The following is a 23,222-nucleotide window of genomic DNA, read 5'->3' as shown; positions in this document are numbered from 1 at the left end:
ATCTTCCCTTGGTAGTTAGTATACAACATATTTATCCGGCTTGACGCTTGCGCTTGCCGCGCACGGACGACGAAGACGAAACGGCGGACGGCGCAGAATCGCCGCGGTTTGCCGCTATGCGGAGCTGAATCCGTCCGACCAGCCGATACATCAGCTCCGCGGTCAAGATTCCGGCTCCGACATCCGCGACGACATGTTGTTTCATGAATAACGTGGACATCATAATGAGAACGGCCATCGCGCGAATCCCGATTCGCAGCGGAGCGCGGAACGCGACCGCGCCGCGGAACATGAGATAGCTCGTCAGCACGTGAATGCTCGGAAAACAATTGAACGGCTCGTCGTTCGCGTATACCCATCTCATCAGCGAAGGGAACAGCCCCGTGCCGTTAACCGCCGGCCGCTCGACGGTCGTCTGGAAGCCGTAATAAACCAGATAGCAGGCGACCAGTCCCAGGCAGAGCGCCCCCAAGGTTCTGTAGTACTGGCGGGCGTTCTTGCCTAACATGCCGATCAGCGTCGCGCCGATGAACGGATACCACAGCACGTAGGGCAGCACGAACGCGGGGATGACGGGGAGCGCCTTGTCGAACGCGGTCGCGAGGTGGTGGACCTGCGCGCTCGGCCGGTTAAGGAGCACGTAGAATAGGTTCAGGAACGGGATCAGGAGCATCCACAGCACGGGCAGCCAGCCTTTGAGCTTGCGTTTTGGCGCTGCGCCGGAGGGCAATGCGATCGGTTTCATAGGAATTCCGCCTTTGCTTCGATGAATTGTTCAAGCGCTGACGCTGACGGCCGATGTGCCGCGTCCAGCCGTCCTGCGAGCCAGGCCCGAGCCAGCCTTGCGCGCATCCTGAACTGTTCTCATCTTAGCCCGCGAATCTTAACGCCCCCTCCGCGAAATTCTGAAGGTTTCCTGAAGATGGCCTGAAGACTTATGAACAGGCCGCTCCGTCCGGTTGCCGATAGCGCGGCCATGCCGAAAAGGAGCCCGTCCGTCAGGACGAGCTCCTCCGATAGAAGATGGTCTATGGCCCGGATTCCAAGAGGCTGCAGCATGCCGTGCAGATGCACGAACGCAGTGCCTGGACGCGCGGCGTGCGTTACAACATGACTTTAAGCCCGGTCCGCGCGCTCTCGACGGCGCCGAACACCATCGCCACGCTCTTGATGTTGTCCAGGCAATCGGTTTCGGCCGGACGTCCCGCTTCCAGCGCCGCGAACATCTCGTCCAGGCAGCCCCAGTGACCTTCCTGCCCCTCCCAAGTCTGCTCGCCTTCGATGCGGAGCATCTCGCGAATGAAGCCTTCCGGCTTCTCCGGGTTCACGGCTTCGCCGTACGGCATGCTCGAGCCGTCCCAACGGGCGCCGCCCTTGCTTCCGGTCACGCGCCAGTCCGATTCCCACGACGTGTTCAAGCCGTCCGCGCACCACGAACCGCGATAGGAGAAGACGGAGCCGTCGCTCATCTCGAAGATGCAGATCGCGGACGCGTTGCCCGCGTACCAGGATCCCGGCGGGTTGAATTCATGGCAGTAGACGGAGACGGGATCCGTGCCCGTAATGAAGCGCGCCTGGTCGAAGGTATGGATCGCCATATCGATGATGAGCGGGTTGTCCATCGCGTCGCGGAAGCCGCCGAAATGCGCGCCGAGGAAGAAATCGGCGTGAATGGAACCGGGCGTTCCGATCGCGCCGGAGCCGACCAGGTCGCGGAAAGAACAGATTTGCTTCATGTAGCGGCGGTTCTGCATGACGGAGTAGCGTTTGCCCGTCGCGTTGCTGACGGCTACGATATCCTTCGCGTCCCGATAGGATTCGGCCATCGGCTTCTCGCCGAACACGTTGCAGCCCGCCTGCATGGCCGTGATGGCGATTTCCTTGTGGCTCGCCGGGATCGTGACGTCGAATACGAGATTGGCGTCCGTCGCCGCGAGGGCCGCGCTCAGATTCGCGAAGGTCGGCACGTTCAGCCCCTTCTTCGCCGCCATCGCTTTCGCGCTTTCCTCGTAGATGTCGACCAGGCCGACGATTTCGGCGTTTTCCCGCTTGGCCGCGTAATCCAGCCAGGTGTTGGACATGCCGCCGCAGCCGGCGACGACGATTTTATGCGTCATGATCGTTTCAAGCTCCTTTATGGTTAAAAATGGTCATAAGATTCCGATGAACATGTTGTGCGGGCCTGCTTGCTATTCCACGGGATTCGGAACGTAATCGCCGCCGCGGCAGCGCTTCAGATAGTTCAGGCCGTGTACTTGGCCCGTCATCTCCAGCTCGTTCTTGTACACCGGATCGTGCCAGCCTTCGATGTCGATGCTGCCCGTATAGCCATTCTGACGCAGGATCGTGATGATGTCGGACCAATTGGAATCGCCGAAGCCCGGCGTGCGATGCCAGACGAACTCGCGCGGCCCGTGGATGCCGAACTCCTTCACGACGTCCCACGCGATCGTCGCGTCCTTTCCGTGCACGTTGAATATCTTCCCCGTGGCGGCCCACTTGCGCAGCTGCGGGATCGGATCGATCAGGCTGACCATCTGGTGGCAGGGCTCCCACTGCAGGCCGATATGCTCGCTCGGCACCGCGTTGAACATCATCTCCCACGCCGTCGGATTATGCGCGATGTTCCAGTCTCCGCCGCCCCACGTGCCGCCCATGTCGCAGTTCTCGAACGCCAGGCGCACGCCGCGCGCTTCCGCGCGTTTGGCGAGCTCGCCGAACACCTCGGCGAATCGCGTCATCGACTGGTCGATGCTGCCCGGCATCCGGCCCGTGAAGCCGTTTACGAGCTTCGTGCCGAACGCCTCCGCCGCGTCGATCAGCCGCTCCCAGCTGGCCAGCGTGTCGGCGTTGTCGCCCGCGCCCGTCAAGGGATTGCCGAAGACGCCGATCGCCGAGATGACGATGTCATGCTCTTCGATCTGCGCCCGGACCCGCTTGGCGAGCTCGTAGAGATCGGTCTGTCCGGTCGATTGCCAGAAGGTGAGCGCGAACGACTCGAAGCCGTGCGGAATGATTTGGGGAATGATTTTGTCGGCGGTGCCTCCGCCGACGAGCGTACCGATGCGAATGGATTTCATGCGTGCTTGTCATCACCTTTCAGCGCGATTGGGAACTGAACTAATCGTACTGAAAGATTCCCGTTGAGACTAGCATCGAAATTGTGTTATATTCGTACAATCTTACGTTTCTGCCGAGGTTAAAACGGTACCATCCGTCCAAATGAGAGCCAATGTCGTAAAATCGTACGTCTGCCGGAGGAGGAGCGCCATGACGGTCAGCCCGCTGAAAGAAAATACGTTCATTCCCGACCGTACCTTTCCCATCAACGTCTTCCTCGTTTCCGGCGAAATCGGCACGCATTGGCATGATCATATCGAGTGGATCTACGTCAAGGAAGGACAGGCCCGCATCCAGGTCGACGGCTCGTTCGAGCAGCTGGACAAGGGCGAGCTGGCCTTCGTCAACGCCAAGCAGCTGCACAGCGCGGTCAGGCTGGAGCCCGATACGGAGCTGATCTGCATCGTCTTCAACGAAGCGCTCGTGCGCGGAAGCGGCCTTGACATTACCGAGCATCACTATTTCGTCCCTTATCTGAACCAACAGGCGAAATGGCCCAGCTGGATGCGGAACGCCGACCCTTACATCGAGGAAATGAACGCTTCCTTCTCCCGGCTGCTCGCCGAGTTTACGAGCAAGCAGTCCGGCTACGAGCTTCTCGTGAAGGCCGAGCTGCTGCGAATCTTCGGCTTGTACTTCCGTTACGCCGAGCAGGACACGAACCAATCGCCCTCCCGCGCGCAAAAGCCGTACGACTTCTCCAGTCTGCTCCGGACGCTGCGGGAGCGATACCAGGAGACGATCAGCGTCGGCGAAGCGGCGCGGATGGTCAGCCTGAGCCCGAGCCATTTCTGCAAAATCTTCAAAAGCGTCACCGGCAAAACGCTGATCGAATACATGCACATGCTTCGCGTCCAAGAGGCGGAGCGGCTGCTGCTCGACACCGATTATCCCGTGACCGAGATCGCGAGCCTCGTCGGCTTCTCCAATATGACGTACTTCGGCCGCGTGTTCAAAAAAGTGCGCAGCAAAGCGCCTTCCGCGATTCGGAAAGGCCAGCGACCTTCGCGATTCGCGGCGGTCGATCGCAACGATAACCACGTAAGAGGGGGAGTTTCCCGTGCAGCTGATGAGTCGGATCACGGATCGTGAAGTACGCGGCGGCGACCCGGAATTGCTGCCGTATGTGTCCCGCTACGCCTCGAGAGGCGTGTTGTTTGACCACAGGGCGGACGTGGCGATGATGTACGTGGCCCGAACCGCGCTCTACAAGCTTCCCGGCGGAGGAATCGAAGCCAAAGAGACGCCCGAGCAGGCATTCCTGCGCGAGGTGCGTGAGGAGACCGGCTATGATGCCGAGATCCTGCACGGCCTTGGTTATATCGAGGAGCATAAGAAGGCCAACGCGTTCCTCCAAGTATCCTATTGCTATATCGCCCGGGCAGTCCAGGAGCATGAGGCCAAGCTGACGGAGCACGAGAAGAAGCTCGGCATGTCCGTGCATTGGATGACGCTGAACGAGGCGATCGAAGCCGTCGGCTACGTGCTCGCGGCGTGCACCGACTATTCGACGACCTTCATGCTGCAGCGGGACAAAGCGATCCTTGAAGCGGCGGCGACGTGGCTCCGCGCGCCGTACTCCAGCTAACCGGGCACGGCGAATAAGCCCGCGGCCTCGCGCCGGCTCCGTAACGGGAGCGGGGCAAGCGGCTGCGGGCTTTGGTATGCATGGATCGCAAGACTTCTGCTATTGCGAATCGCTTTTGCTATGGCATGCTTTGGTGGGCATGCTTATTTGCCATGCTTACGGCTCCTCGGCAGGCACGGGATTCGGCACGCGTGGACGGCTTGGTTCGGCGTGCGCGGATCCCGGGCCTCGACCTGCGCGGACCGCGAATCACCGCATGCGCGGGAGACGCGGCGGCGCCGAATGACCGTCTACCTTATTTCACGTAAATCCTCGCTCGTTCCTGCCAGATCTCGCCCGGCGCGAGGCTGAACAAGCCGATGTCGTCCGCCGGCAGATCCGCGTTCGGCGCGTTGACGAGGCTGATCTGCGGCTCCGGACAGAAGAAGCCTTCCGTCGCGCCGTTGTTCCAGATCATCCACTGCTTGTAGGACGTGCCGGCATCGTAGACCAGCGTCAGGCCGGCCGCCGTGTCGGTCAGCTCCATGCGGTTGCGGCCGTTCTGCGGCGCGGCGGTGTAGTGATTGTCGAGCGATTCGAAGAACGGATAGACGCCTTCGCCCTTCATCGCTTCCTCGTTTGCCGTCAGCGGCTGGAAGCTTCCCGTCGGCAGCATGCGCTCGCTCATGTTCCAGCGATCGCCGATCGTCAGCTTGAGGCGATAGTCCTTCGCGGAATGACCGGGCACGAACGGCGCGTTCACCGACGTATGGAACGCATAAAGGCAAGGCATCGTTTCCTCGCCGTCGTTGATGACCGCGAACTGCTGCTCGAGACCGTTGTCGCTGATCGCATAGCGCAGTCGCAGCGTGAAGCGGAACGGCAAATATCGGTACACGTCGCTCCGCTCGTCCACTTTCAAGGCAGCGACGACATAGCTCTCGGTCGCGGTCGTGCCGAAGTCCTCCACCTCGAAGGTCTCGCTGTGGACGAAGCCGTGCAGATGGTTGCCCGTCTCCGGCTCGTTGACCGGAAATTCCAGCGTGCGGCCGTTCCACGGGAATTTGCCGTCCTCGAAACGGTTCGGCGGGAACAGCACCGGAATGCCGTGAATGAACGGCCTGGCCTTGAACGAGGGCATCTCGTCCGCCGTCGGCTCATGCAGGAACGCATAGCCGTTCTCTGCGTCGCGGAACGCGATCAGGTTGCCGCCGACTTCGGGAAGCAGGACGGCTTCGTAGCGGCCGAACTTCAGCCATACGGCCGGCTCGCCTTGGTACGTGTCTTTATACGCTTGATTGCTGCTCATTGGGTAGTCGACTCTCCTTTGACATTTCTAACATGAGGAAAAAGGGCATCGCGGCTGAGCCGCGGGACGGCATAAAGCCGTCGTCCGCCCGTGATCGGGAGGACAGCGCGACACTATAATACCATTATTCGCCTGCGCGCAGGAACAACCGCATCTCTCGAAATCGCGGAAAATCCTCTCCCGCCCGCGGCGAAAGAGGATTTGGCGCAAGGCGCCGCGCATTTGAACGCGTCGTCCTTCTAGAAATCGTGCCGCTTCAGCCAATGGCCGCATACCGTCGTCCAGGTCGCGACATGCGGATCGTCTTCGGCTAGCCCCAGGCCGTGCCGGCCCTGCTCGTACACGTGCAGATCGAACGGCACCCCTGCCCCCCGCAGCGCGGAAGCGAATAACAGCGCGTTCTCGACCGGCACGGCGGCATCGTCCGCCGTGTGCCACAGGAAGGCCGGCGGCGTGTCCGGCGTTACCCGAAGCTCGCTGCTCATCCGCGCGACCAACGCCTCGTCCGGCGCCTTGCCGAGCAAATTATCCCGCGAGCCGCCGTGTCCGAACGGCGATGACATCGAAATCACCGCGTAGCAGAGGATGATTGCATCCGGGCGGCTCGACATGCGCTCGATCGGATCCGCCGCGTCCGGGTTGCCGGCGTCGTACTGCGTGCCGGCCGTCGAGGCCAGGTGGCCGCCGGCGGAGAAGCCGAGAATGCCGATACGGCGCTCATCGATGCCCCACTCCGCCGCATGCAGCCGCACGTACCGGATCGCCCGCTGCGCATCGAGCAGCGGATTCGGATGCCGATACGGCGCGACCCGGTAACGCAGGACGAACGCCGAGATGCCGATGCCGTTCAGCCACTCCGCGATGGGGCGCCCCTCGTGCTCGGCTCGCATGCCGTAGCCGCCGCCGGGGCATACGATGACGGCGCCTTTGCTGCCTGCGACGAGGTACGTCGTCAGGGCGGGGCGGTCCTCATCCGTCGTGCCCGCCGCGTTCGGCGCGCCTTCCGGCCAAAGCTCGATTAACGCGTTCTCAAATCCAGCCATTTGATCTCCTCCGGCGTCAGCGTGATGGTCGTCGCTTCCTGACAGGATTTCATCTCCGCTTCATTGCGGGCGCCGATGATGGCCGCCGTCGGAAACGACTGATTGAGCACGTACGCGAGCGCGATTTGAATCGTGGAATAGCCCTTCTGCTTGCCGAGCTCCTCGGCGCGGCGGTAGCGCTCCCAATTGTCGTCGTTGTAGAAGACGCGCACGAGATCGGCATCCGAACGATCCTCCGGCGTGAAGCGCCCCGTGAAGAAGCCGCGCGCCTGCGACGACCACGAGAAGATCGGCAATCCGCTTTGCTCGTGCCAGGCCAGCGTCTCGTCATCCACGCTGATGCAGTCCGCCCAGTACGGCTCCTGCGCTTTGCCGAGACTGAGGTTCGGGCTGCTGAAATCAAAGCCGCGCAGACCATGGGCCGCCGCGTATTCGTTTGCTTCCTGCAGCCTGGCGGACGTCCAGTTCGAACCGCCGAACGCGCGGATGCGACCGGATTCGATGTGCTCGTTCAGGATCTCCACGATCTCGCCGACCGCCACGTTCGTATCGTCGCGGTGAAGCGCGTAAACATCGATGTAATCCGTGCGAAGGCGCTCCAGGCTGACCATCAGCTCGTCGTAGATGGCTTGCTTGTTCACTTGCGGCACGCCGTTGTGCGGATGCCCGCCCTTCGTCCAGACGTTGATTGATTCGCGGTTGCCCCGCTCCTCCATCCACATGCCGATCGCCTGCTCGCTCTTGCCGCCGTAATAGATGTACGCCGTGTCGATCGTATTGCCGCCGATGGCGACGAAGGCGTCGAGGTTCGCGCTGACCAGCTCGTAGACCTCCGGCGCGAAATAATCGGACCCCATGATCAGTTGCGAGACGCCCTGCTTTAAGCCGGGAAGCTGAATAGACTTCATAAGATTGTTATCCCCCTTTATACGAGTACGCGCTTGCGGGAATACGCGGATTCCAGGCAGGCGTCGATGACTTTCATATTGGCTACTGCATCGGCCGGCGAGAAACGCACGTCCCGCTCGCCCCAAGCGTTTCGGGCAAACGCATCGGCCTGCAGCGCGTACTGGTTCAGCTCCGGCTGCTTGACTTCGCGCTTGCCGTCCTTCGTGAACACGTAATAAGTCCCGTCGCCGATGAACGCGGAAGGCACCTCGATGCGTCCGTCCGTGCCGGTAATCTCAAGCGTATTGCGGAACGCGGCCCACATGCCGCAGTCGAACGTCAGCGCCACGCTGTTCGGGAATTCCAGGATGCCGGACGCCATCATGTCGACGTTGTCGTGCTCCGGCGAGATCAAGGCGTGCACCGTCGCCGCTTCGGGCTCGGCGCCGAGAAGCATGCGGGCCACGCTGATCGGATAGCAGCCGACGTCGTACAGCGAGCCGCCGCCCCATTCCCTCCGGTAACGCACGTTCTTGGCGTCGCCGGCGTTATTGAACGTGAACGTGCTGTGAATGCCGCGAATGTCGCCGATCTCGCCGGATGCGACGATCGCCGCGATCTCGTCGTAGCGCGGGTGATGCCGGTACATGAACGCCTCGGCTAAATGCACGCCGTTCTTCGCCGCCGCGTCCGCCATCCGCTGCGCTTCCTCGGCGTTCATCGCGATCGGCTTCTCGCAGAGCACATGCTTGCCCGCTTCCATCGCGCGGATCGACCATTCCATGTGAAGATGGTTCGGCAGCGGCACATAGATGGCATCGATGTCCGGGTCGGCCAGGATTTCTTCGTAGCTTCCGTAGGCTTTCGGAATCCCGAGCTTGGCGGCCGTCTCTTCGGCCTTGGCGATTCCGCGGCTTGCAATCGCTGTCATTTCTCCGGTCTCGGACGCCTTAATGCCCGGGATGACGGAATGAACGGCAATGCTGGCACTGCCGATGACGCCCCATCGCAATTTTCGTGTCAATGTGATAGCCACCTTTGTCGATAAAATGAATTCGTCCCTAGTATAGTCCATTCCGATATGGGAAGAAATATAAAACAACAACATTTTCATATAACAATCGGGTCGCCCGCGCTTGTCTTCCGTCATTCCGCAGTGTACATTCATATCATCGCCACAACAGAAAGTAGGCCTCAGCCGTGGAACACCTCTTAGAGCTGCTTATCTCGCGCTATGGTTATATCGGACTTACGCTCGCGTTGGCCCTCGGCATCGTAGGCGTTCCCGTTCCCGACGAAGCCCTGCTTACGTATTCGGGCTATCTCGTCGGCAACGGCACCTTGCTCGGTCCGCTGGTCGTCCTGTGCGCCTTCCTCGGGTCGGCGATCGGCATCACCGCCAGTTACGCCATCGGCATCCGTTTCGGCCTGCCTTTCCTGCTGAGGTTCGGCCCGCGTATCCATCTCTCTTCCGCCCGAATCGAACGCGCCCAGGATTGGATGAACCGGTTCGGGAAGCTGCTGCTGTTCGCGGGCTTCTTCATTCCCGGCTTCCGTCACGTGACGGCGTACATGGCCGGCATGTCCCGGTTCAAGCTGCGGACCTTCCTGCTGTACGCTTACGCGGGGGCGCTCGCCTGGAGCACCCTGTTCGTTTATATCGGGTACATGCTCGGCGAGCGCTGGGAATCGGTCAAAACGTACGTCCACCACAACTTCCGCACGCTGCTGATCGCTGCCTGCCTGCTCGCGCTATTCGCGCTTTGTTTCCGCATGATCATCGCCGCTCGCAAGCTGAAGACGTAATCCGGACGACTCGGCCGCGGCGCGCGCGGCAGGGACGACAAAGGACACCTCGAACGCGCGGCGTTCATCGCAAACAAGACCGCTCGCGATAAGCTAGCGGTCTTGTTTTGTTCTGCTTTGTTTCGTTTGATTCAAAGCCCCGAAGGCCGCGCCCGGATTACGCTCGGCCGGCATCCGGCTCGGGAATCGAAATGCCGAAGTACGCCTGCAGCGCCTCGTCGTATTCCGCCTTCGTCGCGGGCGCGAGCACGCGCACTTCGCCGTTCCGGAACAAACGGATCTCGCCGCCGGCGCCGGTATTTCGGCCTTCCGGGGTACAAATCGCCAGCTTCGCCTCCGTGCGGAACGGCGATTCCGGCGCGTATTGGCACCAGTAGCTGGCGAAGACGTAATCGTCCGGCAGCTGCGGCTCCTCCGTGAAGGAGTAGACTTGGTTCCATTCGCCTTTCTTCCGCTCGCTGAGAAACCAGCCGAACTGCGCGTCCCGGTCGAGCCGGTAGCATTCCGCCCCTTGCGGCTGCTCCAGCCCCGCCGCGAGGGCAAGCGGCTCGCGCGGCACGGCGCCGCCGACGCCGACGTCGCACAGGTAGACGGCGCCCTCCGCCTCCACCCGCAGCACATGATGCCGCCGCATGGGCGGCAGCACGGTCTCGTCGCGCCAGAATCGCGCCACGAGATCCGTGACCGGGTAGCCGAGCTCCCGCAGCAGCCAGCCGAACATCGCATTCAATTCGAAGCAGTAGCCGCCGCGGCGCCTGCGGACGATTTTATCCCATAGCGCCGCCGTGTCCAGCGACAACGGAACGCCCGCCAAAATATCCAAATTTTCATAGGGTACCGCCAGCAGGTGGGCGTGCTGCAGTCCGGCGAGCGCCTTGGCGCTGCCGTCAAGCGGTCCTTCGTATCCGATCCGTTCCAAGTACGCGGCGACTTCCGGTTTCGTTTCACTCCAAGACATCGCGCCCGCTCCTCTCCGTGTAATTCCTGACGCGCCTGCACAGGCGCATGGACAAGCCTGTCATGCCGTGACATAATCATCCTATCTCGAGGTCCGAGGGGGAAGGATGCCGATCATGACGATCTACAAAGGCGATACGTACTTCAAGCTGGATGATTTTCCGTTCTTCATCGATCGCTGCACGATTGGGAAGAACGAGTACATCCCTTCGCATACCCACGACTTCATCGAGCTCGTGTTCGTCGTGGAAGGCAGCGCGGTTCACGAGATGTCCGGGCATGCCTACCAGCTTGCCGCGGGAGACGTGTTCGTGGTGGAGCCGAACGTCTATCACAGCTACACCTGCGCCGCGGACAGGGAGACGATCGTCTACAACGTGCTGTTCGACGCCGCTTTCCTCGAGCGCGAGATGAACGTGCTGCAGCAGATGCCTTCGTTCATCAACTTCTTCTACCTCGTGCCGTTTCTGCGCAAAAGCCATTCCTTCGTGCCCTACCATCCCCTGCAGCCGTCGCAGAAGATCCACGTTCAAGCCCATTTGCAAACGATCTACGAGGAGTTCGCGCAGCGGCGGGACGGCTACCAGCTGGTCATCAAGACCCGCCTCATCGAATGCCTGGTCTGGCTGAGCCGGTTCCATCAGGATAACCGCGAATCCGAGCAGCGGCCGGGCGTCAGCGACCGCGCCTGGATGGAATCCATCATCCACTTCGTCGACCAGCACTACTACCAGGCGCTGACGCTGCGCCAGCTCAGCCGGCTAAGCGGCATGAGCGTCTCCTCGTTCACGGCCAAGTTCAAGGAAGCGGCCGGCATGAGCCTGCTCGATTACAAGCATACCGTGCAAATTCGGCACGCGTCTACCCTCCTGCGGTCCACGGACAAAAAAGTGCTGGACATCGCGCTCGAGACCGGCTTCGGCGACATCAGCTTCTTCAACCGCGTCTTCCGCAAGCATACCGGCTGCTCGCCGCGGGAATTCCGGTCGCGCGCGCCGCGCCCGTAACGTCGAAGGCCGCCGGCATCCAACTGCCGGCGGCCTTCCCATCGCATCCTATTGCACGCGGCTCCTGCCGACTCGCGACGCGGCGGCTATTTCGCCTGGATATAGCCTTCCGCCTTCAGCAGCTCGGCGATGAGCACGGCTCCGCCGGCCGCCCCGCGCAGGGTGTTATGCGAGAGGCCCACGAATTTGAAATCGTAGACGGAATCCTCCCGCAGCCTGCCGATCGAGACGCCCATGCCGCCTTCGATATCGCGGTCCAGCTTCGTCTGCGGCCGGTTCTCCTCCTCGAAGTACGTGATGAATTGCTTCGGCGCGCTCGGCAAGCCCAGCTCCTGCGGGCGTCCCCGGTATTGCTGCCAGCGGGCGAGCATTTCCTCCCGCGACGGCTTATTCTCGAACGAGACGAACACCGTGGCCAGATGGCCGTCCGTGACCGGCACCCGGATGCACTGCGTGGTGATCAGCGGCGCTGCGGCCTTGACGATCTCGCCGTCTTCGACGCTGCCCCAGATGCGCAGCGGCTCCTGTTCGCTCTTCTCTTCCTCGCCGCCGATATAGGGGATGACGTTGTCCAGCATGTCGGGCCAATCGGCAAAGTTCTTGCCGGCTCCGGAGATCGCCTGATACGTCGAGGCCACGACGGTCGTCGGCTTGTAATCCAGCAGGGCATGAAGCGCCGGCACGTAGCTTTGAATGGAGCAATTGGGCTTGACGGCGATGAATCCGGTCGAGGTGCCGAGCCGCTTGCGCTGCGCCGCGATGACGTCCAGATGTCCCGGATTGATCTCCGGGATGACCATCGGCACGTCCGGCGTCCAGCGGTGCGCGGAATTATTGGATACCACGGGCGTGCCGGTCTTGGCGTAGGCTTCCTCCAACGCCAGAATGTCCGATTTCTTCATGTCGACGGCGCAAAAAATAAAATCGACGCCGGCCGCAACCTCTTCCACGTTCGAGCCGTCCTGCACGACGATGTGCTTCACGGCATCCGGAATCGTGCCGGACAGCTTCCATCTGCCCTTCACGGCTTCCTCGTAGGTCTTGCCGGCCGAGCCCGCGCTGGCCGCGATCGCCGTCACTCGAAACCAGGGATGATTCTCCAGCAGTTGAACGAAGCGCTGCCCCACCATGCCCGTTCCGCCTACAATGCCAACCTTTAATTTATCCGTCATCGCGTATCCCAATCCTTTCGTAGTCGTATTCTGGCCGTGCCTTTTCCCGTTACCGGAAAGCTTCCCTATCTAACTATTCAAAACCGGCGAATCGGTGTGCGGCGCGCGGGAGCAACTCGCCTAATCGCCGCAAAATCAAAAAAATCCCACCCCCAAGACTGCGCTTCAGTCTTAGGGACGAGATTTGCATGCTCGCGGTACCACCCCAGATTCGCCAATAGGTCGCCCCATTCGCCTCTTCAAGTACGGCGTTCCGTCGGAAACGCGTATACTTTAGCTCTATAACAGGAGCTCCTGTCGCGCCATCCCCTTGCTCCAGGTTCCGACGCGCTGCTCGGAGGCTTTGTTCAATACCGAATTCTTTACTCCTTCCCAGCTTACGGAGCTCTCTGCGAAAGAATCCATGTATTTACTCTTCTCGTCGTCGCATTTGGTTGACGTTAATGATATCAAATTCGCAATGCGAGGTAAATACGATTTTCGAAATTTTATCGCGATTTCATAGTGCCTTGGTCATGAACACGCTGTTCGGATCCTCGACGTAGGCCGCGAACGGTCCGCAGACTTCAAAGCCGAAGCCGGCGTACAGCCGTCTGGCCGGCTCGAACGCGGCCATGGAGCCCGTCTCCAGGCTAAGCCGCCGATAGCCGCGCCGTTCGGCTTCCTCGATGACGTGGGCGAGGATGCGTCTCGCCACGCCTTTTCGCAAATGCGCGCGCGCCGTCCGCATGGACTTCAGTTCGCCGTGCTCGCCGCCAAGCGCTTTGAGCGCGCCGCAGCCGACCAGCTCGCCGTGCTCCCACGCGCTCCAGAACGTGATTTCCGGGCGTCTCAGTCCCTCGAGATCCAGGGCATGCCTGCTTTCGGGCGGCGAATGCTTCTCCATGCTCCGGAGATGCTCGTGCAGCAGGTCCGCGATCTCGGGTCCGGTTAGGTCATCCAGCTTGATTTCCATCGCAATCTCTCCGTTCATGGCTAATTTGAACGATTGTATCACAAAGCGATCATTCCGTTAAGCGCGTCTTTCCCGGCGCTTCGCGATCGGCGGCTTGGCCGAATGCCCGTCCGCCTCCGAACTTGAACACCGCGATGCCGGCGACGATGACGAGCACGCCGATCAGCTGCTTCGGCGTGAACGGCACCTTGGCCAGACCGAGCCAGCCCTGCGAATCCATCAGCAGGGCAAGCCCGAGCTGCGAGGTCAGCGCGATGGAGATCGCGTACGTGGGACCGAGCCGCTTGATGCCCTGCACCAGGCACGACACCACCCCGACGCCGATCAAGCCGCTGAAGCAGTACCAGGTCTGCATGCCGCCGAGCGCGAACATCCGCTTGCCTTCGATGAGCAGGCCAAGCGCGAGCGAAGCCGCGAAGCCCATCCCGAGCACGAACGCGGTGGTCGCCCAGGATCCCGCGCGCTCGTTCACCTTGCTGTTGAAAATATTTTGCAGGCTGACGAGACCGCCCGCGATCATGGCCAGTACGATGCCTTGAGTCATGCTTCCCGCTCCCCCGTTCTACCGCTTATTCATAGATATTGTGCTTCGCGCGCACGCTCAGCCCCGCTCTGTCCTTGACCCGAATGACGCCTTTGCCGCGCTCGAGCAGGCCTTCCGCGCAAAATTGCCCGATCACCCGGTTCAGGTGCCGGTAGCTGGTTCCGATCAGGTTCGCCGCGTCCCGGAGGCCGGCGGTGCTCAGCTGCCCTTGAAGCTGCGCGTCCGATTCGTCGAACGAGACCGATAACAAGTAGCTCGCCAGCCGCACCTCCACCGGATGCATCAGGTTGAAGCTGAGCGAGATCGATTTGGCGTAAAACTTCCCGGCGATGACGTCCAGCAAAAAGCGCAGCAACGGCGCGTGATCGCCGGCGTGCTTGCGCAGCCAGCGGTACTGCACGCCGATCATATGGACGGTCGAGACGGCCTCGACCGTATTGAGAATGTCCGCGTCCCGCACGTATTCGATATCCCCGATCGTGTCGGGCGGCTTGCGGAAGGAAAGGATCAGCGTTCGTCCTTCCGCCGAATTGGTATAGATCTTGAGCTTCCCTCTCACGAGGAAATACAGCGTCTCCGACGGTTCCCCTTGGGAACAGATCAGCTCGCCCCGTTGAAATACGCACAGCGTCAAATGCGGCAGCAGCGCTTCGTTGAATACGTCCGCCAAGCGATATTCGCGCAGGTACCCTTCCAGCTGCCCGCGGTCCTTCGATTCGATCACGACCCGGTCTCCTCCCAATCTCTCGCATCCTATACGTCACGATCGATAGCCTATTTGAGCTCTAGTATCACCACGCCGATGATCATTATCCCGATGCCGACGAACTGCGACGGCTTCATCCTCAGCCTCGCCACGCCGAACCAGCCGTTGCCGTCGATCAGAAAGGTCAGCAGCAGCTGCGCGATCAAGAGCGCGGAGATCGCGAGCGTCGCCCCGATCTGCCCGATGGCCGTCACGTTGCCGAAAATGATGACCGCGCCGAAAGCGCCGCCGGTCAAATAAAGAGGCTTCGCCTGCGGCAGCTTCCGCCATTGCCCGTCGCGTACGAGGCTCAGGATCAATAGCGCCGCGACGAAGCCGGTCAATTGGGTCAGCGCGGCCGTCTGCCAGGTGCCGATATCCTGGCTGATCCTGGCGTTCGCCGCTCCCTGCAGCGTGATGAACGCCCCGCCCAAACACGCGAATAGTAGTCCCTTCATCATTTCCACTCCCCGTTGCTGCTTCCTCCTCATTAAAATACAGAAGCGGCGGCGTTGAGAAGGACATATGTCCCAATCGGGCTGCGCGTGCGACCCGGCTCGGCGTGGCCGGCCGTTAAACGAAAAAAGCCCGGACGGCTGTCCGGGCTGGTCGCGCCTATTGCGCGCTCCACAATTCCACGCGGTCTTTCACGTATTTCTCGTAGCCGTCTTCCATCTTCTCGACGCCGGCTTTCTTGAGTTCCGCCATGTAGGCGTCCCAGACTTTGTCGAAATCGGCCGGTTTCGCGAGGATCGCTTCCGGAACCCGCTTCCACGTAATATCTTTCATCTTCGTGCCGAGAATGGACACTTCGTCCTCGCCCGGGATGGAGATGTTCCAAGCCGCGCCGTACGATTTGACCTTGAACTCGTCTTCTTTCGGGAACAGGTCCTTCCAGGTCGTGGCTTTATAGGCGGCCAGCGTTTCTTTCTCGACGTCGCTGTAGCCGTTCACGAGCTGCTCGGGGAAGTTCTTCGTGTAGTAGTTGCCGGACGGATCCTTGGCGCCGTCGCCGTAGTGGGCCATGATGTTCCAGTAGAAGCCGATGCCGGATTCTTTGGTGAACGCGGTGTTGTCGTTATTGATCCGATCCTGCACGTCCTGCGGCACGACGCGCTTGCCGTTCTCCATCACGTAATGCTTGCCCTCGATGCCCCAGTTGTTGAGGATTTGGCCTTCGTCGGAGGCCAGGTAATCCAGGAATTTGATGGCGCGCACCGGATCCTTGCACGTGCTGGAGATCGCGATGCCGTAACCGCCCATGAAGCCCGTCGGCCAGAAGGAGGTGTCCTTGAAATCCTTGGACAACGTGACCGGATAATGCCCGTACGTCTCGTCGAACTTGCCGGCCGTCTTCAACGATTGCTGCGCGTCGTTGTAATCCCAGTCCTGGTCGATCAAGCCGAGGACGCGGCCCGTCGCGACTTTCGCTTTGTATTGGTCGTATTTTTGCACGAAGCTTTCTTTGTCCAGCAGGCCGATGTCGTTCATGTGGTTCAGCCAGCGGAAATATTCCTTCTCTTCCGGACGGCGGAAGTGGTAGGTCACCTCGTTCGTCTCTTGGTCGACGTAGTACTCGCCGTCATCCGAGCCGCCGGTCGTCAAGAACGCGGGGTTCGTCACCGAGATGTACATATGCCAGTCGTCGGCGTTCAGGGAAAGGCCGATGTTTTTGTTGCCGTTCTCGTCGGTCGGGTGCTTCTGCAGGTAGTCTTGGATCACCTTCTCGTAATCCTGCACCGTGCGGATCTCCGGATAGCCGGCTTCCTTCACGACGCGGTGCTGCAGCTCGAAGCCGCCGCCCGCCACGAAGCGCTGCTCGTCCGCCGCCGCCCAAGTCGGGATGGCGTAGATGGCTTGATCCGCGTTCGTGTACTTGGCGCGCACCATGTAATCGCCGAGCACTTTCTTGATGTTCGGCGCGTATTTGTCGATGAGGTCCGTCAGATCGAGGACGGCGCCGGCATCCACCAGCTTGCCGATATCGCCCTTCGCCGCGATCAGATCCGGGTATTCGCCGCTTGTCGCGATAAGCGCCACCTTCTGCGTCGGATCGCCGACGGCGAATTCGGCATCCAAGGTCACGCCGGTTTTCTTCGTGATTTCCTTGGACACGTCGTCCTGCATGTTGTTCCAATTCGGGTTCGGGTCTTCGCTGAAATAGCTGAACGTGATCGGAGACAGATCCTCCGCCGCATCCTTGCCGTCGTTCGCATTCGCGTTCGTATCCGCGTTCTTGGTCTCGTTCGTCGCAGCGGCCGCGCCGTTGTTCCCCGCGTTGTTGCCGTCGTTGCCGCCGCAAGCGGCAAGCACGCCGGAGAGCAGGACAATGGAAAGAATCGTCGATGCCTTCTTCGAAATCCGTCGTTGCATGTTGCAAACCCTCCCAATTTTGAATGCTGTTTTTGTATATCGTATAAACAGGGGACCTGTAGATACCGTTGTGAACTGGCGATCTTCGTTTGCAGATATTGTTGTTTGCTTAGATGTCTTGCAGTTCAAGCATCTGCTTTTCTGCTTTTCTGCTTTTGCAGTTGAGCGCAGGGCTATTAGAATTTTAGCTGCCTAGGATATTTCCCCTAGGCCAGGTTTTTCTGCTTGTAGAGCCCGGTAAAAAGCGCCCGGAGAGGCGGTATGGAGTCGAAAAAGCGATAGCGTTCGCCTTTGTAGTCGGAAATCCACCGCTAATCTTTCTACAATGAGGATTTCCGAACTACAACAGCGATTGGAGACCCATACCGTCCGCAGGGCGCTTTTTACCCACCGGGCTCAGCTCTTCACGGCCCCCAGCGTCATGCCTTTCACAAAGTACCGCTGCAAAAACGGATACACGATCAAAATCGGCACCGTCACGATGATCGTGATCGCCATCTTCACCGACTCCGGCGAGATCTGCGCCATGACCTCCGTCATGTTGCGGCCGCGGAAGCTGTCGGCGTTCGTCGTCGTGCTCTGGATGACCTTCATCAGCTCGTACTGCAGCGTCGTCAGATGATCCTTCGAACCGTTGTACAAGTACGTGTCGAACCAGGAATTCCATTGGCCGACCGCCAGGAAGAGCGCGATCGTCGCCAGCGCCGGCTTCGTGAGCGGCAGGATGACGCGCCAGTAGATCGTAAAGTCGTTCGCGCCGTCCAGCTTGGCGGATTCCTGCAGGGCATACGGGATGCCGTCGATGAAGGAACGGATGACGAACACGTTGAAGGCGCTGACCAGTCCCGGCAGCACGTAGACCGCGAAGGTGCCGATCATGTGCAGGTCTTTGATCAGAATGTAGGTCGGAATCAAGCCCCCGGACACGTACATCGTCAGCGCGAGGAACGTGGAGACGAACCGCCGCCCCTGGAAGTCGACCCGGCTGAGCGTGAACGCCAGCATCGAGGCGCTGATCAGGCCGAGCACCGTGCCGATGACGGTGCGCAGCAGCGAGATTTTCAGCCCGGTGATCAGGCCGGAGAAGGCGAAGATCGTCTCGTAATTCTTCAGCGTGAACTGCCGCGGGAAGATCGTGATGCCGCCGCGGACGCTGTCCGTGGAATCGTTCAGCGAGATCGCCAGCACGTTCAGGAACGGATACAGCGTAATGACCGTGACGAGCGCGATGACGAGATAAACGACGAAATCGAAGGCGCGGTCGGACCAGGGCGTGCCGCTGGAGAACAAACCTGCTTTCATCTGGCACCCTCCCCTTAAATGATGCTTTCCTTGGTGATTTTCTTGAAAATGCCGTTGGCCGCGAACAAGAGGATGACGCTGACGACGGAATTGAAGATGTTGATCGCCGTCCCGAAGGAATACCGCCCCATGCCGAGCCCGTAATTAAGCGCATACAAGTCGAGCGTCTGCGAGTAGTCGCGCACCAGATTGTTGCCGAGCAGGAACTGCTTCTCGAAACCGATGCTGACGAGATGTCCGATGGAGATGATGACCAGGACGATGATCGTGGAGCGGATGCCCGGCAGCGTGATGTTCCATGCCTGCTGCAGGCGGCTCGCGCCGTCCACCCGCGCGGCCTCGTACAATTCAGGGCCGATGCCGGCGATGGCCGCCAAATAGATGATGGTGTTCCAGCCGGTCTCCTTCCACACGTCGGAGGCGGTGACGATGGTCCAGAACAGGTTGCCTTTCCCCGAGAACTGGATCGGTTCGCTGATCAGGTGCAGCCCGACGAGCAGGTCGTTGACGGCGCCGTTGTCCGTGGACAGCATCTTCGTGACGATGCCCGCCGCGACGACCCAGGACACGAAGTGCGGCAGATAGGAGATCGTCTGCACGAACCGTTTCAGGATGCCGATCCGGACCTCGTTCAGCAGGATGGCGAACACGATCGGAATGATGAACCCGGCGACCAGCCCCATGACGCTCATCGCCAGCGTGTTGCGCAGCGCCTGAAAAAACTGGTCGTCGTGGAACAGCTCCCGGAAGTATTGCAGGCCGGCCCAATCCTGGTCCAGGAACGATTTCTTCGGCTTGAATTTCTGGAACGCCATCGTCCAGCCCCAGAGCGGCAAATAGCTGAATACGAACACCCACAAGACGAACGGAATCGACATCAGGTACAAGTATTTCTGCTGGAAGAAGGTGTGCCAGAAACGGGATTTCCGCCTTGCGGCAGCTTGCGGCTTCAATGGTGCAGCGGCTTTCATTTGGCGTTACCTCCTTGCTGTATGCCTTCATGATATCGGAAATAAAGCGCTTCCAATACCACTATAATTGACGGTAAAATCATGTGAAAATTGCATTGGCCCTAAGACCCAGCCCGCTATTTCTTCCGGTAGGAGGTCGGGGACACGCCGACGTATTTGCGGAATTTGCCGTGGAAATAGTCCACGTTGGCGTAGCCGACCTTCTCCGCGACCTGGTAGACTTTCAGCCCTTGATCCAGCAGCTCCTTAGCCTTCTCGATCCGCACCTTGTCGAGGTACGTGTTGAAATATTCGCCCGTCTCGCTCTTGAACAGCTTGCCGAGATAGGCGCTGTTGTAGTTGAACACCTCCGCCAGCGTCTCCAGCTTCAGGTTCTCGACGTAGTTGCGCCGGATCAGGTCGATCATCTTCTTGATCTGCTTGTCGCCGCTGCAGGAGCCGCTCCCCTTCAGCAGCGTCGGAAGGACGGCGATCAGCTCCTGCTCCAGCTCGTCGTAACGGACATGGCCGTAGATCGTCGACATGCACGCGGACAACCGCTCGTTGTCCAGCTCCCGTTCGTCGCCGCTCCGGGACAGCTTGCCCGCCAAAGCCGTGACGATGCCGGCGAACGCGGCTTTGATGTCCGCCTCCGATTTCCCGCGCCGAATCAGCCCGCGGCCCGTATCCGCGACCAGCTGCGACACCACCGCGAGATTGCCGACGTCGAGCGCGAAATACAGCTTCTCCGCGAGCGCGGGCACGTCGTCGGCCCAATTCGCTTGTTCGGCGATGCCTCCCGGCACCGCATGAAGCGCCGGCGAGGACGAGTCGATCAATTGCCCGCCCGCGTGGAAGAACCGCCGGTCCAGCAGCGCCGCCGCCGCCAAATACGACATCCGGACGTCGCCGATCCGCGACGCGGGCGGGCCGCTTGCCGCCGCGATGCGCGCGCACGGCTCCGCGATCAGCGCCGCCAGATCGGCGTAGACGCGGCGTTTGACCGCTTCGGCGGACAGATCGTCCGGCAGCAGCAGGACAAGCGCCGCATCCATCGCAACGACGACGCCCTTGTCCTTCGCGTCGTACGCCTGCGCGAAGCGGTCGCGAACGGCGGCAAACCGGCCGGGCTCCATGCTCCGATCCGATCCCTCGAGCTTGATCAGCACGATGCCGTAGCTGTCCCAGCCCAGGTCCATCGCCTTCAGCTCGTCAGCATCCGGCAAGACCCGCTTCTCGGCATCCGGAGACAACAGGTCGTGGAGCAGCTTCTGCCTGCTCCATGCCTTCCTCGAGCCGCTGTCCGCCCGTTCCTTCCGTTCGCGGTCGAGGACGCTTTTCAATTTATCCAGATGGCCGACGAGCTCGTCCTCGTCGACCGGCTTCAACAGATAGCCGTCGATATCCAAGCCGATCGCCTTCTTGGCGTAATCGAAGTCCGCGTAGCCGCTCAGGATGAGCACGCGCAATTTATCGCCCGTCTGCCTGACCGCCTCGACGAGCTCCAACCCCGTCATCCCCGGCATCCGTATGTCCACAATCAGCAGGTCGGGGCGGTAAACGGCGATTTTGCCCAGCGCGTCCTTGCCGTTCGCGGCCGTATCGACCACCGCGTAGCCTAGCGCTTCCCAATCGATCAGCGTCCGCAGCCCTTCGCGGATCGTCGGTTCATCATCGGTAATCAGCACGTTATACATGGCTAATCTCCCCCATCGGTATCGTAAATTGGACCGTCGTTCCGACGCCGGGCTCGCTCCAGATCTGCAGGCCGCAGCCCGGCCCGTACATGAGCTTCAGGCGCATGTGCACGTTGCGCAGCCCGATGCGGTTGCCTTCGCGTTCCTCGGTCTCGTCCATCGACCGGTACAGCTCCGTCAGCTTGGCCCTCGGCATGCCTTCGCCGTTGTCGGCGACCTCGATATGAACCTTCCCGTTGCGCACGAACGCCGCGATGCGCACTCGGCCGCCGGCCTCCCGGTTCTCCAAGCCGTGGATGACCGCGTTCTCGGCGATCGGCTGGATGATCAGCGGCAGAATCTGCACCTGCTCGGCGTCAGGATCGATCTGCAGCTCGTAGGCCAGCCGGTCCTCGTAACGGAATTTCTGAATGTCCAGATAACACCGCACCATGTCGATTTCGTGGCTCAGCAGGACGGTCCGGCTGCCGGCTTCGAGGTTTTTGCGCATCATTTTGCCGATGAGCTTGACGACGTTCGAGATTTCCCGCTCGCCCTTCAGATGGGCTTTCATGCGGACCGACTCGAGCGCGTTGAACAGGAAATGCGGGTTGATCTGGCTCGCCATCATTTTGAACTTGATCTCGTTCTGCCGCGATTGCAGCTCGACCTTCTGCCGGTTGGAATCCTGCAGCTCGACGATCAGCCCGTTGATGCTGCTCACCATCCCGTTGAACTGCCTGGATAGCTGCCCGATCTCGTCCTTGCCGTCGATCTCGAGCGCGACGTCCAAATTGCCCGTGCCGACCTTGGCGATGTATTTGCTCAGGCGCATCATGCGTTTGGACAACACCGCGGAGAAGCCGTAGATGAGCATGATCGCGACCGCCAAGCTGACGACGATGACGGTCAAGGCGAGCTTGATGATGCGGTTCGGTTCCTTCATGATGCCGTCGATGGAGAAGACCGAGATAATCCGGAGCGCGTTCATGCTCGATTCGGGCACGAGCGGTTCGATTTGGATTTGCGAGGATTTGCCGTTGACGCTCGCCTGGAAGCTGCCGTTCTTCGCCGCGATCACCTTCGGATCGTAGCTGAGGCTGGCCAGCGTGCTGCCGATCCTGCCCGGCCGGTTCGCGGCCACGATCCGGTTGTTCCCGTCCACGATCATCGTCTCGAACGTTTCCTGGCTCAGAATCGCGTTCAGCTTGTCCGAGCTGACGTTGATGACGAGCACGCCGCTCGTATGCTGCGTGAGGAAATCGATTTTGCGCACGAGGCTGAGGTAATATCGCCGGTCCCGCTCGTCCGGCATGTAATACCAGGCGGCAAGGCCGCTGCTGTTCAGCGCCGATTGATACCAATCGGACTGAATGATGCTCCGCGTCGGCTGCAGGAACTCCCAGTTGTTCAGCAGGGTCTGGTTGTTGACGTACAGCCGGATGTTGGAGATGTCTTTGTACAGGCGGATGTAGTCCTTGATGTCGGGGTATTCCTTGTATGCCTTCACGACCTCGTAGACCGACTCGTAATGCCGGTTCGCCAGCGTCTCCAGCCTGCTGTCGTTGGACATCCGGTAGGAGATGTCGTACGACACGTTGATGACCTCGCCGGTTCGTTTCTTGACCCGCTCGACGTTGTTGGCCGTCTGCTCGAGCGCGTTCTTGAGCGCCATGTTCTTCAGCTCGCCCGTGAGGAACGCGCCGACGATGAGGACGGGCACGAAGGCGACGAAAATAAAGGAAAGCACCAGCTTCGTGCGAAGCTTCAGGTCGTTGATGCCGCGGATCATGATGTGGATCAAGCAG

22 protein-coding genes and 1 other annotated feature are annotated in these 23,222 nt (G+C 60.5%); of the genes, 4 read left to right on the top strand and 18 right to left on the bottom strand.

Annotated elements, in window-relative coordinates; all coding sequences use genetic code 11:
* Positions 1-31 precede the first annotated feature (31 nt).
* The 3 genes from GT019_RS24120 to GT019_RS24110 all read right to left on the bottom strand — a co-directional run bounded on the left by GT019_RS24120 (position 32) and on the right by GT019_RS24110 (position 3,080).
* Entirely contained in the window at positions 32-745 is a 714-nt protein-coding gene (locus tag GT019_RS24120; RefSeq protein ID WP_161745980.1) for a phosphatase PAP2 family protein, read from the bottom strand.
* Between the two features lie 358 nt (positions 746-1,103).
* Positions 1,104-2,117 (bottom strand): Gfo/Idh/MocA family protein, encoded by a 1,014-nt coding sequence (locus GT019_RS24115; RefSeq protein WP_161745979.1) that lies wholly within the window; start codon positions 2,115-2,117, stop codon positions 1,104-1,106.
* 72 nt (positions 2,118-2,189) lie between these two features.
* Positions 2,190-3,080: a sugar phosphate isomerase/epimerase family protein gene (locus GT019_RS24110; protein WP_161745978.1), complete on the bottom strand. Its 891-nt coding sequence runs from the start codon at positions 3,078-3,080 to the stop codon at positions 2,190-2,192.
* Between the two features lie 190 nt (positions 3,081-3,270).
* On the opposite strand from GT019_RS24110, the gene GT019_RS24105 reads away from it, so the two are divergent.
* Positions 3,271-4,212: a helix-turn-helix domain-containing protein gene (locus tag GT019_RS24105; protein ID WP_161745977.1), complete on the top strand. Its 942-nt coding sequence runs from the start codon at positions 3,271-3,273 to the stop codon at positions 4,210-4,212.
* Positions 4,190-4,708 carry an NUDIX hydrolase gene (locus GT019_RS24100; protein ID WP_201755572.1) on the top strand — a complete coding sequence of 173 codons (519 nt, stop codon included), beginning with the start codon at positions 4,190-4,192 and terminating at the stop codon, positions 4,706-4,708. Before GT019_RS24105 ends, GT019_RS24100 begins: the two co-directional genes overlap by 23 nt.
* A gap of 295 nt (positions 4,709-5,003) precedes the next feature.
* Here GT019_RS24100 and GT019_RS24095 read toward each other — a convergent pair whose 3' ends face one another.
* The 4 genes from GT019_RS24095 to GT019_RS24080 all read right to left on the bottom strand — a co-directional run bounded on the left by GT019_RS24095 (position 5,004) and on the right by GT019_RS24080 (position 8,951).
* Entirely contained in the window at positions 5,004-5,996 is a 993-nt protein-coding gene (locus tag GT019_RS24095; protein ID WP_161745975.1) for an aldose 1-epimerase, read from the bottom strand.
* A 239-nt stretch (positions 5,997-6,235) separates the two neighbouring features.
* The gene (locus GT019_RS24090; RefSeq protein ID WP_161745974.1) at positions 6,236-7,039 is read right to left on the bottom strand and encodes an alpha/beta hydrolase; all 804 of its coding nucleotides are present in this window, start codon (positions 7,037-7,039) and stop codon (positions 6,236-6,238) included.
* Complete coding sequence (locus GT019_RS24085; protein WP_161745973.1) at positions 7,015-7,947, bottom strand: aldo/keto reductase; 933 nt, start codon at positions 7,945-7,947, stop codon at positions 7,015-7,017. Before GT019_RS24085 ends, GT019_RS24090 begins: the two co-directional genes overlap by 25 nt.
* 17 nt (positions 7,948-7,964) lie before the next feature.
* Entirely contained in the window at positions 7,965-8,951 is a 987-nt protein-coding gene (locus tag GT019_RS24080) for a Gfo/Idh/MocA family protein (RefSeq protein ID WP_235949188.1), read from the bottom strand.
* A gap of 176 nt (positions 8,952-9,127) precedes the next feature.
* Between GT019_RS24080 and GT019_RS24075 the strand changes: the two genes are divergently transcribed.
* Positions 9,128-9,733 (top strand): DedA family protein, encoded by a 606-nt coding sequence (locus tag GT019_RS24075; protein WP_161745972.1) that lies wholly within the window; start codon positions 9,128-9,130, stop codon positions 9,731-9,733.
* 157 nt (positions 9,734-9,890) lie between these two features.
* Here GT019_RS24075 and GT019_RS24070 read toward each other — a convergent pair whose 3' ends face one another.
* Positions 9,891-10,691 carry an arylamine N-acetyltransferase family protein gene (locus tag GT019_RS24070; protein WP_161745971.1) on the bottom strand — a complete coding sequence of 267 codons (801 nt, stop codon included), beginning with the start codon at positions 10,689-10,691 and terminating at the stop codon, positions 9,891-9,893.
* 115 nt (positions 10,692-10,806) lie between these two features.
* Between GT019_RS24070 and GT019_RS24065 the strand changes: the two genes are divergently transcribed.
* Complete coding sequence (locus GT019_RS24065; RefSeq protein WP_161745970.1) at positions 10,807-11,697, top strand: AraC family transcriptional regulator; 891 nt, start codon at positions 10,807-10,809, stop codon at positions 11,695-11,697.
* 86 nt (positions 11,698-11,783) lie between these two features.
* Here the strand turns inward: GT019_RS24065 and asd are convergent, their stop codons facing one another.
* The 10 genes from asd to GT019_RS24015 all read right to left on the bottom strand — a co-directional run bounded on the left by asd (position 11,784) and on the right by GT019_RS24015 (position 23,218).
* Positions 11,784-12,869 carry an aspartate-semialdehyde dehydrogenase gene (gene asd / locus GT019_RS24060; protein WP_161745969.1) on the bottom strand — a complete coding sequence of 362 codons (1,086 nt, stop codon included), beginning with the start codon at positions 12,867-12,869 and terminating at the stop codon, positions 11,784-11,786.
* 170 nt (positions 12,870-13,039) lie between these two features.
* Positions 13,040-13,303: a binding site (T-box leader), on the bottom strand.
* A gap of 65 nt (positions 13,304-13,368) precedes the next feature.
* Positions 13,369-13,824 (bottom strand): GNAT family N-acetyltransferase, encoded by a 456-nt coding sequence (locus tag GT019_RS24055; protein ID WP_161745968.1) that lies wholly within the window; start codon positions 13,822-13,824, stop codon positions 13,369-13,371.
* A gap of 49 nt (positions 13,825-13,873) precedes the next feature.
* Entirely contained in the window at positions 13,874-14,368 is a 495-nt protein-coding gene (locus GT019_RS24050; protein ID WP_161745967.1) for a DMT family transporter, read from the bottom strand.
* Positions 14,369-14,393: 25 nt separating this feature from the next.
* A complete protein-coding gene (locus GT019_RS24045; RefSeq protein WP_161745966.1) occupies positions 14,394-15,092 on the bottom strand; it encodes a Crp/Fnr family transcriptional regulator in 699 nt (232 codons plus the stop codon).
* Between the two features lie 50 nt (positions 15,093-15,142).
* Positions 15,143-15,571, bottom strand: a complete 429-nt coding sequence (locus GT019_RS24040) for a DMT family transporter (protein ID WP_161745965.1) — start codon at positions 15,569-15,571, stop codon at positions 15,143-15,145.
* A gap of 157 nt (positions 15,572-15,728) precedes the next feature.
* Positions 15,729-17,486, bottom strand: coding sequence for an ABC transporter substrate-binding protein (locus GT019_RS24035; protein ID WP_235949185.1), 1,758 nt, complete (start codon positions 17,484-17,486; stop codon positions 15,729-15,731).
* 396 nt (positions 17,487-17,882) lie between these two features.
* On the bottom strand, positions 17,883-18,788 hold the full coding sequence (locus GT019_RS24030; RefSeq protein ID WP_161745964.1) for a carbohydrate ABC transporter permease: 906 nt from the start codon (positions 18,786-18,788) through the stop codon (positions 17,883-17,885).
* Between the two features lie 14 nt (positions 18,789-18,802).
* Positions 18,803-19,666 (bottom strand): ABC transporter permease, encoded by an 864-nt coding sequence (locus GT019_RS24025; protein WP_235949198.1) that lies wholly within the window; start codon positions 19,664-19,666, stop codon positions 18,803-18,805.
* Between the two features lie 209 nt (positions 19,667-19,875).
* Positions 19,876-21,435, bottom strand: coding sequence for a response regulator transcription factor (locus tag GT019_RS24020; RefSeq protein ID WP_161745962.1), 1,560 nt, complete (start codon positions 21,433-21,435; stop codon positions 19,876-19,878).
* The gene (locus tag GT019_RS24015) at positions 21,428-23,218 is read right to left on the bottom strand and encodes a sensor histidine kinase (RefSeq protein ID WP_201755561.1); all 1,791 of its coding nucleotides are present in this window, start codon (positions 23,216-23,218) and stop codon (positions 21,428-21,430) included. The genes GT019_RS24020 and GT019_RS24015 overlap by 8 nt, the downstream gene beginning before the upstream one ends.
* Positions 23,219-23,222: the final 4 nt, after the last annotated feature.

Source organism: Paenibacillus glycinis (assembly GCF_009909185.1).
Lineage (GTDB): Bacteria > Bacillota > Bacilli > Paenibacillales > Paenibacillaceae > Paenibacillus_Z > Paenibacillus_Z glycinis.
This window is presented reverse-complemented; position numbering and strand designations above follow the sequence as displayed.

Excerpts from the sequence above, each read along its gene's own strand:
- GT019_RS24120 (WP_161745980.1), bottom strand. The coding sequence starts at position 745 with ATGAAACCGATCGCATTGCCCTCCGGCGCAGCGCCAAAACGCAAGCTC.
- GT019_RS24115 (WP_161745979.1), bottom strand. The coding sequence starts at position 2,117 with ATGACGCATAAAATCGTCGTCGCCGGCTGCGGCGGCATGTCCAACACC.
- GT019_RS24110 (WP_161745978.1), bottom strand. The coding sequence starts at position 3,080 with ATGAAATCCATTCGCATCGGTACGCTCGTCGGCGGAGGCACCGCCGAC.
- GT019_RS24105 (WP_161745977.1), top strand. The coding sequence starts at position 3,271 with ATGACGGTCAGCCCGCTGAAAGAAAATACGTTCATTCCCGACCGTACC.
- GT019_RS24100 (WP_201755572.1), top strand. The coding sequence starts at position 4,190 with ATGAGTCGGATCACGGATCGTGAAGTACGCGGCGGCGACCCGGAATTG.
- GT019_RS24095 (WP_161745975.1), bottom strand. The coding sequence starts at position 5,996 with ATGAGCAGCAATCAAGCGTATAAAGACACGTACCAAGGCGAGCCGGCC.
- GT019_RS24090 (WP_161745974.1), bottom strand. The coding sequence starts at position 7,039 with ATGGCTGGATTTGAGAACGCGTTAATCGAGCTTTGGCCGGAAGGCGCG.
- GT019_RS24085 (WP_161745973.1), bottom strand. The coding sequence starts at position 7,947 with ATGAAGTCTATTCAGCTTCCCGGCTTAAAGCAGGGCGTCTCGCAACTG.
- GT019_RS24070 (WP_161745971.1), bottom strand. The coding sequence starts at position 10,691 with ATGTCTTGGAGTGAAACGAAACCGGAAGTCGCCGCGTACTTGGAACGG.
- GT019_RS24065 (WP_161745970.1), top strand. The coding sequence starts at position 10,807 with ATGACGATCTACAAAGGCGATACGTACTTCAAGCTGGATGATTTTCCG.
- asd (WP_161745969.1), bottom strand. The coding sequence starts at position 12,869 with ATGACGGATAAATTAAAGGTTGGCATTGTAGGCGGAACGGGCATGGTG.
- GT019_RS24055 (WP_161745968.1), bottom strand. The coding sequence starts at position 13,824 with ATGGAAATCAAGCTGGATGACCTAACCGGACCCGAGATCGCGGACCTG.
- GT019_RS24050 (WP_161745967.1), bottom strand. The coding sequence starts at position 14,368 with ATGACTCAAGGCATCGTACTGGCCATGATCGCGGGCGGTCTCGTCAGC.
- GT019_RS24040 (WP_161745965.1), bottom strand. The coding sequence starts at position 15,571 with ATGAAGGGACTACTATTCGCGTGTTTGGGCGGGGCGTTCATCACGCTG.
- GT019_RS24035 (WP_235949185.1), bottom strand. The coding sequence starts at position 17,486 with ATGCAACGACGGATTTCGAAGAAGGCATCGACGATTCTTTCCATTGTC.
- GT019_RS24030 (WP_161745964.1), bottom strand. The coding sequence starts at position 18,788 with ATGAAAGCAGGTTTGTTCTCCAGCGGCACGCCCTGGTCCGACCGCGCC.
- GT019_RS24025 (WP_235949198.1), bottom strand. The coding sequence starts at position 19,666 with ATGTCGATTCCGTTCGTCTTGTGGGTGTTCGTATTCAGCTATTTGCCG.
- GT019_RS24020 (WP_161745962.1), bottom strand. The coding sequence starts at position 21,435 with ATGTATAACGTGCTGATTACCGATGATGAACCGACGATCCGCGAAGGG.